The sequence below is a fragment of the Desulfatitalea tepidiphila genome (assembly GCF_001293685.1).
GTDB classification, from domain to species: Bacteria; Desulfobacterota; Desulfobacteria; order Desulfobacterales; family Desulfosarcinaceae; genus Desulfatitalea; species Desulfatitalea tepidiphila.
Genome location: NZ_BCAG01000003.1, coordinates 1,172,028 through 1,184,816 on the forward strand (window position 1 = coordinate 1,172,028; position 12,789 = coordinate 1,184,816).

The 12,789-nt window shown below is 54.8% G+C and carries 11 protein-coding genes; all 11 read left to right on the forward strand.

Annotated features, from left to right (window positions below; translation table 11 throughout):
- Positions 1-93 precede the first annotated feature (93 nt).
- The 11 genes from DFT_RS09875 (at position 94) to tssK (ending at position 12,782) form a co-directional block, all read left to right on the forward strand.
- A complete protein-coding gene (locus tag DFT_RS09875) occupies positions 94-1,494 on the forward strand; it encodes a sigma-54-dependent transcriptional regulator (RefSeq protein WP_054031036.1) in 1,401 nt (466 codons plus the stop codon).
- A 590-nt stretch (positions 1,495-2,084) separates the two neighbouring features.
- Positions 2,085-2,693, forward strand: a complete 609-nt coding sequence (locus tag DFT_RS27450) for a prepilin-type N-terminal cleavage/methylation domain-containing protein (RefSeq protein ID WP_083453420.1) — start codon at positions 2,085-2,087, stop codon at positions 2,691-2,693.
- 364 nt (positions 2,694-3,057) lie between these two features.
- Positions 3,058-3,819, forward strand: coding sequence for an ABC transporter ATP-binding protein (locus tag DFT_RS09885; RefSeq protein WP_054032421.1), 762 nt, complete (start codon positions 3,058-3,060; stop codon positions 3,817-3,819).
- Positions 3,794-4,597, forward strand: a complete 804-nt coding sequence (locus DFT_RS09890; protein ID WP_054031037.1) for an ABC transporter permease — start codon at positions 3,794-3,796, stop codon at positions 4,595-4,597. The genes DFT_RS09885 and DFT_RS09890 overlap by 26 nt, the downstream gene beginning before the upstream one ends.
- A complete protein-coding gene (locus tag DFT_RS09895) occupies positions 4,594-5,415 on the forward strand; it encodes a hypothetical protein (protein ID WP_054031038.1) in 822 nt (273 codons plus the stop codon). Before DFT_RS09890 ends, DFT_RS09895 begins: the two co-directional genes overlap by 4 nt.
- Positions 5,416-5,534: 119 nt before the next feature.
- A complete protein-coding gene (locus DFT_RS09900) occupies positions 5,535-6,467 on the forward strand; it encodes a glycosyltransferase family 2 protein (protein ID WP_076750491.1) in 933 nt (310 codons plus the stop codon).
- A gap of 2 nt (positions 6,468-6,469) precedes the next feature.
- On the forward strand, positions 6,470-7,663 hold the full coding sequence (locus DFT_RS09905) for a glycosyltransferase (protein ID WP_076750492.1): 1,194 nt from the start codon (positions 6,470-6,472) through the stop codon (positions 7,661-7,663).
- A 287-nt stretch (positions 7,664-7,950) separates the two neighbouring features.
- Entirely contained in the window at positions 7,951-10,134 is a 2,184-nt protein-coding gene (locus DFT_RS09910) for a hypothetical protein (RefSeq protein ID WP_152971932.1), read from the forward strand.
- Complete coding sequence (locus tag DFT_RS09915; RefSeq protein ID WP_054031041.1) at positions 10,131-10,856, forward strand: hypothetical protein; 726 nt, start codon at positions 10,131-10,133, stop codon at positions 10,854-10,856. Before DFT_RS09910 ends, DFT_RS09915 begins: the two co-directional genes overlap by 4 nt.
- Before the next feature lie 13 nt (positions 10,857-10,869).
- On the forward strand, positions 10,870-11,397 hold the full coding sequence (gene tssJ, locus DFT_RS09920) for a type VI secretion system lipoprotein TssJ (RefSeq protein ID WP_054031042.1): 528 nt from the start codon (positions 10,870-10,872) through the stop codon (positions 11,395-11,397).
- Complete coding sequence (gene tssK, locus DFT_RS09925; RefSeq protein WP_076750493.1) at positions 11,394-12,782, forward strand: type VI secretion system baseplate subunit TssK; 1,389 nt, start codon at positions 11,394-11,396, stop codon at positions 12,780-12,782. The genes tssJ and tssK overlap by 4 nt, the downstream gene beginning before the upstream one ends.
- Positions 12,783-12,789 lie beyond the last annotated feature (7 nt).

Below are 12,789 nucleotides of genomic sequence, written 5' to 3' on the forward strand. Positions count from 1 at the left end.
AAGCGGTCGCTGGTTTGATCTCGGATGTGTAGGGGCGGGCTTTGCGCCCGCCCACACTTTAAACTTAAAACTTCAAACTTTAGACTATCTCCTATGACCCCATCCGATGCCCATCTGCTGATTGTCGACGACGAGCGGAGCATGCGCGAACTGCTCGAATACATGCTCTCCAAAGAAGGCTACCAGATCGACCTGGCCGAAAACGGCCGCAAGGCGATCGAGAAGATCCAGGCGACGGATTATGATCTGGTGCTCACCGACATCAAGCTGGGGGACCTTACCGGCCTGGATGTATTGCGCGCTGCAAAGCGGAAGAACCCCAACATCGTGGTCATCATGATTTCGGCCTTCGCCACCACCGAAACGGCGGTCGAAGCCATGAACGACGGGGCCTACGACTACGTTCCCAAGCCGTTCGACAACGACGAGCTCAAGGAGACCATCGCCAACGCCCTGGAGCGCAAGACCCTCGATGCCGAGCGCGAGGCCATGGAAGACGAGCTGAAAAGCACGGTTCATTTCGATAAGATCGTGGGCGGCAGCCCCCGCATGCTGCACATCTACCAGATGGTGCGCCAGGTGGCCAAGACGCGCACCAATATATTGATTACCGGCGAAAGCGGCACCGGAAAAGAGCTCATCGCCCGGGCTATTCATGACAACAGCGACCGCGCCGACAAGGCCTTCATCCCCGTCAACTGCGGCGGCATTCCCGAAACCCTGGTGGAGAGTGAGTTTTTCGGCCACAAGAAGGGTGCCTTCACCGGCGCCACCCAGGACAAGCAGGGCCTGCTCGAAGCGGCCCACGGCGGCACCATCTTCCTGGACGAGGTCGGTGAACTGAGCATCACCATGCAGGTCAAGCTGCTGCGGGCCGTGCAGGAGCGCAGTTTTCGCGCCGTGGGCGGCACCCGCGACATCAACGTGGATATTCGCATCATCTCGGCCACCAACAAGCGTCTAGAAGACGAGGTCATCGCAGGGCGTTTCCGCGAGGATCTGTTTTACCGACTCAACGTCATCGAGATCAAGGTGCCCCCCCTGCGCGAGCGCAAAGGCGACCTGAAGATCCTTACCCAGCACTTCATCGAGAAATTCAGCCGCGAGATGGGCAAAGAGGTGACCAAGGTTTCTTCTTACGCCATCGACCTGCTCAAAAAATACAACTTTCCCGGCAACGTGCGCGAGCTGGAAAACCTCATCGAACGCTCAGTGGCCCTCTCCTCCACCAACATTCTGTTGCCTGACAGCCTGGCCATGTCCATCCACAAGCGCCGCTGGATCGAGGGTGTTCAGAACAAGCGCTTCGATCTGGACGAAGTGCCCCACGGCGTCTCCCTGGACAACATCCTGGCCGACATCGAACAGGCCTACCTTAAAAAGGCCTTGGAGTGCACCAGCGGCAACAAGAACAAGGCCGCCGAACTTCTCGGCATCACCTTCCGGTCGTTCCGCTATCGGTTGGACAAGCTGAATATCGAAGCGGCCGATTAGCGTCGCTCGCCTTCCTCATATAATATTCGTCAATTTTGTACTCCCTGGCCGGTCAAAAGAAGTCGCAGAGGTGTCATGCCGGAGCCGGGTCGTGGTCCGGGGCAGGCTTCGAATCGGCATCCAGAACTTATTGAAAATACCGGATTCCGGATTTCACCGGAATGACTGCAAAACCTGATTCCGGGCCTCTACGAAGCCATCAATATTAGATGAAAGCCAAATCGCCAGAGCATGTGGCTCGGCGGGTTGTGGTGTAATCGAAGATTTTTCAGCCGGGCACTTGACGATTTTTGTCAAAGCGCGCGTAATTTGTTTGGCACACGGTTGCCGAGTGCTATCAAATTGACGGTACGTTTTGGTGGATAATCCAATAAGTGCCAAAAAACAGAGGGTTGCCGAAAATTCCATCCCGATTTAAAAAGTGGCACACCGATTGCTTTATCCCTTCGCAACGAGAAACTGAAGCGCGAAGGAGGTGACACAGAGAGCGGCCCCTGTGGACCAAAAATTTGAAACAAAGTTTCAGTTCACCCTAAAACCCTTTTTTTAACCCAGCATTCTATTGTTGAAAGACCAAAGGAGGAAAGACCATGTTTAAACGGAATCAAAAAGGTTTCACACTCATCGAACTTATGATCGTCATCGCCATCATCGGCATCCTGGCCGCCATCGCCATCCCGCAGTTTGCGGCCTACCGCATCCGCGGTTTCAACTCTTCGGCCCAGAGCGATATTCGCAATTTGTCCACGACGCAGGCCGCACTCTTCTCGGATTGGCAGATGTTTGGCGGAACTGACGCCGTCCCCCAGGCCAATCCATTGGTCTTCAATGCTTTTGGTGGTGGAGCGGGTGTGCTTTTGACCGGACCGACCGGTGCTGTCGGCAACAACGTTCCTGTGGTCAACGTAACTGCCCAGGGTGACGACCGCGGCATCCAGCTTCCCTTGGGAAACAATGTCATGCTAGTTGCTGGTACGGAAGCTGCCGGTGGATTTGCTTCCTTTGCCGGAATTTCGAAACATATCAACGGAAACACCTACTTTGCGGTTGATAGCGATGTTACTGCAGTTTACTTCGACGAAGCGCCCGGCACAGACGGTACATTGCTGGCAGCTGGGGATGACCCTGGCTCAACGGCCGGAACAGATGATCTTCAGGGCCAGAATGGACCGAGCGGAAACCCCTGGGCTGTGAGATAATAGCCAAGTTTAAAAGAATCACTATCTATCAATATTTCTAAGAAAAAGGCGCCGGCATAATGCCGGCGCCTTTGTTTTCCGACGAATAGGCAGTGCGGGAGAGTTGCTCTTGTGTCGTATTGAAAGAGCCAGTCTCGGTGGGCATTGTCCATTCAGATGGGGCATCAAATACTACGTGGTGATAGATATGGAAATTCATGCGCATTGATTTGGCTTTAGCATTGAAAAAAAATATAAATTCGGTCATATACATATTGTAGGGGTATGGTGATAGCGTTATGAGATCATAGCCTGTGCATTTGTTTCAGTTCGCCGGAATGCAAAATTCCTGTTTTAGCGACAAAATGATCATAAAGGCCACATGATGACAATTGACATTCAACATTTGAGCAAAAAGTATCGAAAGGGGCTGCGAAACAGCAAGCCCGCAGTCAGTGATCTCAATCTTAAAATCAACAGCGGGGAGGTTTTCGGGTTCCTGGGGCCAAACGGGGCTGGTAAGAGTACGGTCATTAAGATTCTGATGGATTTTATCAGACCCAGTTCCGGAGAGGCCAAGGTCAATGGTCGCCCGGTCGACGATCCTCTGGTGCGAAAGGATGTCGGTTATCTTCCGGAGAACCCCTTTTTTTACGACCATCTAACTGCTGAAGAAATCTTGACTTTTGGGGCCAAGGCGGCCCATATGAGCAAGAACGAATCTGTTCAGCGAATTGATGAACTGCTGGAAAATCTAAATCTTCTGCATGTCAAAAAACAGCGTTTGCGAACTTATTCCAAGGGGATGGTCCAGCGCACCGGCTTGGCTTTGGCTCTGATTCACAAGCCTGAGATCTGCATATTGGACGAACCCATGAGCGGTCTTGACCCCTTGGGGCGTCGATTGGTGGCCGACCTGATTCTGGAGTTGCGGAAAAATGGCCAGACCGTTTTTTTCAGCTCTCATATTCTGAGTGATATTGAAAGGGTCTGCGACCGCGTGGGGATCCTCAATCGTGGACGTCTTCTCTACTGTGGCGGCTTGAAGGATCTGACGCCCCAGGTCGGCGGGTTGGAGCAAGCTTTTGTTGATTTGATCAAACAGGATGAGGGCAAAAGTCATGAAGCAGATCTGGTTATTGAGTAAGATCACATTCAAGGAAGGGGTTCGAAACCGCATTCTGCTTGGTATCCTCCTGGTGGCCGTTCTTTTCTCCGCTTTCAATATCGTTTTCACGCAGATGTTTGCGCATGACTTGAGCAAGGTTTCGGTCGACTTGGGTTTGTCCACCGTGTCCCTTTCCGGTCTGGCAGTCATTTTTTTCATGGGGATCAATCTGCTTTCAAGGGATTTTGAAAAAAGAACGATTTACATGATTCTTTCGCGTCCCATCGCACGATGGCAATATGTGCTGGGAAAATTTTTCGGTTTGACATTCATGGTGGGCACCTCAGTTGCAATACTTGGTTTTTTTTCTGCCGCCGGTGTCAAAGCCACCATGCTGATAGCGCCGCCATACGTTCCGCCCAACTATTCTTGGCTTATTTTCATACTGTCTATTTTCTTCAGTTATTTGAGTCTGATCATATTGACGGCCATAGCTCAGCTCTTCACCTGTTTGACCACGAGTTCCTACATTGCCCTCTTGATCACGGCATGTACTTATTTCATAGGACAGAATGTTGAAATTGTAAGAAATATGTTCGATGATGGCAAGGGCGTTAATGAGATCTATGCTGGTTTGATCAGTGTGGTGACATGGGTTTTCCCCAACCTTCAAGCTTTCGATCTTAAAACCGCGGCTGGATATGGCCTTCCGCTTGAAACCGGCGCACTGATTTGGACCGCCGTTTATGGCCTTAGTTATGTGGTCATTGTTCTTGCTTTGACAATTCTCGTGTTTCAGCGCCGGGAGTTGTCATGAAAAGAAAAACAATCATTTTGACTTCCGTTCTGATCGTTGCCATCGCACTGCATGTGTTGGCTCGTTTTAATACTGACAACCATCGCACTGATTATGTCTACCGGTTGCACGCTTCCGTGCTGCCGTTCCCAACCGAGATGATCAAGGCACTTGCAGGCGAATTCAAGGGGATGGTGGCCAACTATCTCCTGCTGGAGGCCTCAGCTTTCATCGGCAGTGAGCAATCACCTGCGGCTGGTGCTGAAGAGTGGGATGCTGTAGCAAGATTGATGGACCAGAGCAGCCAACTTGACCCCTATTTCAAAAGCACCTATCGTCTGGCTCAGACAACCCTTCCCTGGGAAGTTCAAAAGTTTGACGAAACATTGGCCATACTGGAGCGCAGTAAAGAGCATCGACCCTGGGATTGGGAGCCGGGTTTTTTTATTGGGTTCGACTACTATTATTTTCTGAACGATCGCCTGAAGGCCTCTGAAAAATTAATGGAGGCATATACTGTTCCTGGTGCCCCGCCATTTCTCATAACACTGGCTTCAAGACTGGCATCTCAAGCGGGTCACACGCGAACCGCTATCGAATTCTTAACAGCCATTTATGAAAAAACCGATGATGAACGCCTGAAAAAGTCCCTGAGCGATAGAATAATGGCACTGGAGGGGGTGGTCTTGCTGCAATCAGCAGTAGATATCTTTCATTCGAAATACGATCGTTACCCTCATACGCTTGATGAGTTGGTGGAAAAATCGATTTTGCCCGATTTGCCGGTGCATCCTTATAACCGAACCTACACGTTGAAAGACGGGAGAGTTGATTTTTAATCGAATACAACTGTTTTAGAAACTCTGATTGAATCACCCCGAATCTGTAACGGAACGATGTTTTTACCCAAAATATGACATCATCATTTTCTTGAGATCTTAAACATCTGCCAAGGGCTATGGCGAATCGAAAAATCTCCATCACCATTCCTGCCTACAACGAGGATGCTTTTCTACGCCGATTAATTCCGGAGCTGAAACTTAAGTGCCGTTTCCATGAAGTGGTCCTTGTCAATGACGGCTCTACAGACCAATTTTGCGAAGCAACAGCTTTGCATGGGAATATCTTGGCGGTCCATCATCCCTATAACATCGGCAACGGTGCGGCCATCAAAACCGGCATTCGAATCGCTAAAGGCGACATCCTGGTGTTCATGGACGCCGACGGCCAGCACGACCCCGAAGACATCCCCAAGCTGTTGACCCACATGGACGGCTACGACATGGTGGTCGGCGCGCGCACGGATCGACAGCATTCCTCGCTGGGCCGGCGTTTGATGAACGCCGCATACAACCGGCTGGCTTCTTTTGTCACCGGTTTTCCTGTCAAGGATCTGACTTCAGGCTTTCGGGCCGTGAGAGCCGATCTGGCCCGTGACATGCTGCCGCTTTTGCCCAACGGGTACTCGTGGCCTACGACCATGACGCTGGTGCTGTTGCGTAGCGGGTTCAGCGTGAAGTATGTGCCGATCAACGTCCGGCCGCGGCAGCATGGCCGCAGCCGCATCCGGCCGGTGCGCGACGGCATCCGCTTCTTCATGATCATTTTGAAAATCTGCACGCTCTACTCGCCGCTGCGCATTTTTTTGCCGGTGTCCGGCGGAATCTTCCTGATGGGGTTGATCAACTATGCCTATACTTATCTGACGGCCCATCGTTTCACCAACATGAGCGCGCTGCTGTTTTCCACGTCGGTGATCATCTTCATGATGGGACTGATCTCCGAGCAGATCAGCCAGATCAGCTTGCTAAGGCAACAGGTCAGGCCACCCGAAGGTCAAGCCTGCAAAAAAGACGGGCAAGAAGATCTCGATCCCAAGCATCGGGATTGACCATGCGGTTGCTGGTACTCACTACTTCTTTTCCTTCGTCGGTTTACCCCGCCAGCGGCGTATATATAAATAGGATGTTGCGCGAGTTGCCGAAGAGATTCGTAGTGACGGTGTTGACGCCGGCCTGTGATCGGTCGATGGATGGGCCTGCGGCATCACAGGGTATTCGAGTCAGGGCAATTCGCTATGCGCCCCAAATCTGGCAAATCCTTTCTCATCGGCCGGGCGGCATCCCAGCGGTCCTGAACGAACACCGATGGGCATGGGCGTTGGTCCCTCTCTTCTTTGTCTCCCTGTTAGTTGCTACCATTCGTCATGCCCGCAGAGCCGACCTGATACACGCCCACTGGTCGTTTGCGGGTTTGATTGGAGGGATTGCCGGCCGCTGGGTCGGGGTGCCGGTCATCACGAGTCTGCACGGCAGTGATGTACGCCTGGCTGCCAAAAATCGGATCTTCAGGCGACTGATTCATTGGGCTTCGCGTCTGAATGATCGGATCGTCTGCGTGGGGAACGATCTGGCCGGCAGGGTTCGACCATGGGTGCCGGCCGGCCGCCGCGACATTCTGGTGATTCCCAATGGTGTGGAGATGACCTTTGGGAGAGCCGGGAAGACAATCGAGACCCCGTTCGTGGTCGCGGTAATCGGAAACCTCATTGCGCTTAAACAGGTCGATGTCGTCATCCGTGCGTTTGCGTCTCTTCCGGAAACGGTTGGCCGGCCCCAGTTGCTGATCATCGGAGACGGTCCGGAGATGGGACGGCTTCAATTCCTGGCAGACGAGCTTGGCATCGATTATCGCGTTCGATTCACGGGACAGGTGCCGCCCGAACAGGTGACCGATTACCTTGCAGCGAGCGATCTGCTGGTCCTGGCCAGTGCCGGCGAAGCGCGTTCCAGCGTCGTCATGGAGGCCATGGCCGCCGGGGTGCCGGTGGTGGCCAGCGATATCGAAGGGGTGCGGGAGTTGATCGCGGACGGCGAGCGGGGTTTGCTTTTTCCGGTGGGCGATGCGGCTCGTCTGGCCGCCTGTATGCAGCGCATCATGGATGACCCGGGGTTGGGCCGGCGATTGGCGGCCAATGCCGCCCAGTGGCTGCGGGCGGAGCAATTGACCTGGGAAAATTGTGCGGGGCGTTACGTAGAAATATACGAACAGGTATTGGCGGAATTCCATCAATGGACGGGGCGATGAGCCTTTGTCGCGTAAACCTGGTTCCCACCGATATGAATCTTGACTATTGCCTGGATTTATTATATTTTCACTTGGTAATACTAACCACCAGTCTCCCGGCCGACAGGCGGCATACCAGGGGGAGAGGTCCACTATGGACCAGGCACATTTTAGCGTTCTTTTCCGTAGCAAACTGCAATTAACGTTGATCGTGGATCAGGGCTAAGGCTGGATCAAGGCGAGATTGGAAACGGATCGAGTCAGGGCATAAAGCGACCTGCCGGCTTATTTTTGGGGATTCATCGGTTATGACCGGAACGAACACGACAACCCATCCCACTTTGTTGCCTTATCTGAATGGCGCTGGAACAGGGCTGCGACTGGTGCTGCCGGCATTGATGCCGGACCAGGCGAAGGCGCCGGTTCGCGGCGTGTTGGAATCGTCCGGGCCTTTTGCCGTGGTGTGCGAAGGCAGGGTTTCAGGCGGGCAGGGCGGAGCGATGGCGGATCTCTTTCTGCTCGTCCAACCGGATCGCTATCCTGTGCCAGGAGCGGAGCTCTTGCCGATCAACAATGTCATGGTGGAGCAGTTGTGGCAGGCCGCATTCAAGCGGATCGAGATCCGACGGCCTGGGCAATGCCAACCGGTTTTCGAAGAGCAGGTCGACGCGGAAAGGCGGTTGCGGGCCTTTCGTCCGCTATTTCGCTGTGACTACCGGAATCGATGGTGCCAACCCCGATGCCCCGGTTGCGGACGAGACTTGACCGTATGCCGGGAAGACCGATTACTTCAAGATGCGGGCCTTGGGGACTACAGCAATTCCCTTGAACGATATCTATACTGCCCTGCCTGTGCCGGCGAATCACCGGATTTTCCATTTTACGCACCTGATCGTCAGGCCTCGGCCCCTGAAAGGCTCAAGGATTGCGCCGCCTTGATCGAAGGATTCAGTCGCCTGCTCTCCCACAACGAACTGGCCGGCGATTTGCCTTGTGTGGGGTGCGTGGAGGCTGTCCATTGTTATGGCCCTGAAACCCTGGTCCACCAGCGGATGCGGCCGGTCTTTTTCTATCCCTTTTTTATGCTGATGATGCCGGCGGCGACGATCAATTTGCTCGAATTTACGGCCTTGTTGTCCGGTGAGAGGCGCGAATCGATCGCACAGCGGCTTGGTCGGACAGGTAAACCCGGACGGATGGCGGCATTCAGAAAGATCGATGATGCACTGCCGGATTCCTGGGGCTTGCTTTTTCCAGAAGACGGCCGTCGATTTTTGGAGGTCCTCTTCCTTAAACTCAACCTGTTGGGGGATATGATTCGGCTCCTGCCCGAAGAAGAGGCCGGGGTTGCCGATCCGGTCGGCCGCATGTCGCTCGAGGCTATCTGGGTGGATCTGCCGGTGAAAAACGCGCGGTTGCCCTGGTCGTGGAACTTTTCGCTGTGCCTGATCGATCCGGTGGGCCAAGTGGATCACGGGCTTTCAAAAAGCACGCGGATCGTAAACCGCAGGCTTCATTTCCTCGGCGCCGCATGGGGTTATGTCTTGCTGACCGGTGCCGGGCAGAGCATGGAGGCGGTTTGGGCGGCGATCGAAAAGCTGGTCGGCCACCCGGAGGTCCTCGCGCCGGGTGAAGAGATAGATCCGGCCGCCATCGATCCGGCATTGGATGCGCGGCACCTGCTAAACGATGGCGCGGCGTTGCGGATCGAACCGGCATGGCGCACGTTTTGGCAGCGCGCCGTGTTGATGGGCGGTGAGCTGTTCCGTGCCAGTAACGAACCAGAACCGGCATGGCAGGAAACGTCGTTTCTTCAAGCCCTCGAAGCGCTTTGCAGCGATATCCGGCAGGTTCTTTTTCAGCCAGCTGGGGCGGTTTCAGGCGTCGCGGAAGAGCGGCGGCAATCGGCGCAAGTCGACGCCGACACTGACGCAACCGCCAACAACGACGCCGCCATTGCCGATATCCTGAATCAAGTACTAAAACACTGGCCCGAAGCGAAGCCACCTTCCGGGGAGGAAGAGACCTTGGTGCGCCAGTCGCCCGGCATTGAACCCGCGGCTTCGGAGCCATCCTCCGCAAATTCGGATTCATCCAATGAAGACGGCGATTTCGTGGAAACCGTGATCCTGGGATCGTCCGGTGAGCCGGAGACTTTGCCCGAAGGGACTCAATCGGCGCCACCGGATCTGGAAGAGACCGTGGTCATCGCACCCGATGAAAAGCCCGTCTCACCGGTGCGCAAAGAGGAGATCCATTGGGAGGCGGATTTGGAGCAGACCGTGGTCATCTCGAGAACGGAAAAGATCGATCCGTCCACCGAAGATCTCGAAGAAACCGTTCTTATCGGATCCGCGTCGTCCGATGAGCGTGCCAAAGGGCGGACAGAGCGGTCAAAGCCGGGGGATCAAAGTTCTTCCGAAGACCTTGACCTGGAAAAAACGGTGGTCATTCAACCTGAACGATCGAGGGAGCGAAAGCCCAAGTCATGAGCGATGACGTCCTGGTGCAACAACTCACCGACGAAATCCGCGCCATTTACACCGCCGACCCGACTCGCGCGTCCCAGGCCATCGAGGCGCATTTGATTCTACGGTTGGCCGACCGGGGTGACGCCGGCCGGCCGGTGGTCGAACGCATCATGCAGCGGCTTTCGCCCAAGGGCGTACCCGCCGAGACCATCGGCGATGCTGAAGTGCTCACCCGCATCTTCGGGCTTCTGCTAGGACGCAAGGTGCACCCGGAAGATCTCTCTTCAGCGGAACTGCTCGAACGCCTGGCCCACTCTCTGAACACCATTTTCGATACCCTCAATGAATTGATCAATGTGATCAACACGACCTTCTCCGCAGGGACCCGAAAAGAAGAACAGACGATTCGGCAATTCATCGGTTATCACCTGGAGGGAGAGGACCAGACCCAATCCCTGGAAGATTACCTGGGACAGATCGGCAAGGCCTTTCTCACGACCCAGGAGGCCTTTAAAAAGGCGGCTCGAATGAAGGTTGCGCAAATCTTACAGACCCTCGACCCGGATAAAATCGCCACCGAGCGAAGTGGCGGTCTCAAGATCGGTCCGCTGCGCAAGGCCGAAGATTTCGATATTTTGAAGGAGAAAATCGAAAAGATCCGCCGCTGGTTCGATTCGGGGCGCTTCATGGAAGATTTTCTCAGGGAGTTTGAACGAAACTGTGAATCACTTTCAATGAAATAAGGAGGTTGTGATCATGCCCTATAAATATCTGACGATGTTGACCGTCGTGGCGTTGATGTTGACGGCCTGTGCGTCGGCACCGCTGCCGCCACCCACATGGACGTATGAAAAGGATGCCATCGAAATCCATCTGGTTGCCGACCCCAAGCTCAATTTCGATGACGGCGTGCCGCACACCCTGGTCCTTTGCCTCTACCAGCTCAGGGATCCCAATACCTTCAATCAACTCTCCGACGATACGGAGGGCATTTACAAACTACTGGAATGCGACCTCTTCGACGCCAGCGTGGCCACGGCCAAGCGATTGATCGTGCATCCGGGCCAGGACGTGACGGTCACCCTGGACCGGGCCGAAGGGGCCAAGTATGTGGCCCTGGCCGCAGGATACTATGCACTGGAAAAGGATCGCATGATCCGGCTGTTCGACATTCCGGTGGTCATCGATACCAAGGGGTTCATCAAACGGACCAAAGAGTCGAAACCGGGACGCCTGGCCATTGAACTGGAACTGGGACCATCTCAAATCAGCAGGGAAAAATGATGGAAAGACCGCTTTTTTGGCATCAAGGGCTTTTTTTGCAGCCCCAGCACCTTCAGTTGAGCAGCCGTTACCATGAAACGCTGAGCCAACCGCTGAACGGGTTCGTGCAACCCTTCTTCTGGGGCGTCGGTAAATACGAGGTGCAGGCCGCCGCCCTGGCCAATCTCAGTTTTCAACTCGGCTCCGGCCGGTTCTTATTTCCCGATTCAACCTATGTGGAATACCCCGGGAATGCGGTGGTGATGCCGCGTTCGTTCGAAAAGGATTGGGAGCAGGGCAGCCAGGCGTTCGGGGTCTACCTCGGTCTGCGCAAATTCAATGCCAAGGAGCGCAACGTCACGGTGATCGACGACCTGAGCCATGTGGTGGATGTCAACACCCGCTGGGTGGCGACCCATACCGCCGAACAGGTACCGGACCTTCATCTCGACGGTCCGGATGCCGATGTGCAGCGCCTGAGCTACGTGCTCAAGATTTTTTGGGAATCGGAGCGGGAGCGTCTGGGCGACTATGAGTTGATCCCTCTGGCCCGATTGGAGAAGGACCAGGATCAGGTGCGTCTTTCGGGCAAATACGTGCCGCCCTGCGTCTCCATCGGCGCGGATGAACGTCTCTTTGCATTGATCAAGGAGATCAGGGATCAAATCGGCGCGCGCAGCCGCCAGCTGGAATCCTACAAGCGGGACCGGGGACTTCATTCGGCTGAATTCGGTGCCCGGGACATGGTCTACTTGCTCGCTTTGCGTTCGCTGAACCGCTATGCTTCATTGCTGGGCCACTACACGGCCGCCCGGTACGGCCACCCCTGGCATGTTTACGGCCTGTTGTGTCAGTTGATCGGAGAGTTGTCCACGTTTTCCGGCGATATCGGATTCACGGGCGAGGACCGCGAGGGGCAACGCTGGCTCAAGGAGTACGACCATCGCGATCTGGGCGGCTGTTTCGGCGGAGCGCTGGCGTTGATCACCCAACTGCTCGATCAGATCACGGCGGGGCCGGAATATATCCTGCCCATGCTCTTCGACGGCACCTATTTCGGCACCGATCTGCCGGCGGCGGTCTTCGAAGGCCGAAACCGTTTCTTCCTGGTGGTGGAGACCGAAATCGATGCCCAGGCGGTGTTGCCGGGGCTGGAAAGCATTGCCAAGCTCGGATGCCGGGAAACATTGCCGATTCTGATCGCGCGATCCCTGTCGGGTGTGGGCATCGCTCACTTGACCGCACCTCCTCAGGAGCTGCCACGGAGAACCCATGCCCTCTATTTCCAGATCGATCATCACAGCGATCAATGGAGCCAGGTGCAAAACAGCAAGAACCTGGCGCTCTATTGGGACACGGCACCAGAGGACTTGAAGGTCGAACTGATGGTCGTGGGAAGGAGTTGAAGCCGCC